Source organism: Limimaricola litoreus (assembly GCF_024159025.1).
Lineage (GTDB): Bacteria > Pseudomonadota > Alphaproteobacteria > Rhodobacterales > Rhodobacteraceae > Limimaricola > Limimaricola litoreus.
Map to the genome: position 1 here is coordinate 1 of NZ_JAMYXC010000249.1, position 1,058 is coordinate 1,058.

Consider the following 1,058-nt stretch of genomic DNA (forward strand, 5'->3'; position numbering starts at 1 on the left):
GGGACTGAGCATCTGGCGTTCGATGTCATAAACGGACGAATGACGATCCTCGACACCGCTGACAGAATTTCGGACGAGCGCGGTCAGATCGGCAAGACCGGTCTCGGTCGTCCCGAGCCGGGTGTCGATGTCCGACAGGCGGGTTTCGGTCTCGCCGCGCAGCCCCTCGATCTCGTCGGCCAAGGGCGCGGTGTCGCGCTCCAGCGCGGCGAGACGGGTGTCGAACTCATCGGCGCGCGGGTTGCGGTCGAGCCAGAGCCAGCCCGCGCCGAGCACCAGCCCCGCAGAGATCAGCCCGCCGATCAGCCCGGCGCCAAGCCCGCCGGACTTGCGCGGCGCAAGCGCGGTGGTCGCGGCGGTCGCAGGATCACGCGGCTTGGCGGCAGCGGTTTCCGAAGCAGCGGGCTTGGCCTGCGTGTTTTCGGTGCCTGCACTCTCCTCGCTGCGCGCCGCGCGCTTGACGGCGGGCACGCCGCCCGCGCTGCTCGGCGCGGCTGCGGTGCTGGAGGTCGTGCGGGAGGTCGTGCCGATATCTACCGCGGCGCTCGCCGGACGCGGCTTGGCCGAACCTTCGGAGCCGGCCTCCGACTTTGCGGCGGAAGCGGTCTCGGGCGTCGGGGCGCTCGGGCCCTTGTCGTCCGTCTTCGGGGGCGTGGGGGCGGTGCCGGGGGCGGCGGGCGACGTGCCGGTCTCGGGCGTCGTGCCAGACGTCGCGCCGGGCGTCTCCGGCTTGCCGTTCGTTCTCGTGCCCGTCTTTGCGCCGGCCGGCCTGCCGGGGGTGCCTGTCGTCTTGCGTGCCAATGCCCTGTCCCTTCCGTCCCCGACCGCGTCGGTTTTATTCATGCCGCCACGGCATTTGCAGACCCTAGCCCGCCCCGTGCGAGGCCTCAAGCGCTGCTGCCGTCCGCAGGGTCCGTGCTACCGAACGTCGCAAGGGCGCCGAGGGTTGCGTCGATCATCGCCTCGGCGTCCGGGCGCGAGGCGGTGACGAGACGTCCACCCAGCGGCGCCAGCGCCGCCGCCGCCGCCGCGCTGATCGCCACCAGCGTCAGAGGTGC

1 pseudogene is annotated in these 1,058 nt (G+C 72.4%); it reads right to left on the bottom strand.

Annotated elements, in window-relative coordinates:
• Positions 1-801, bottom strand: a pseudogene (locus tag NHG85_RS15780) (hypothetical protein); the annotation flags it as partial.
• Positions 802-1,058: the final 257 nt, after the last annotated feature.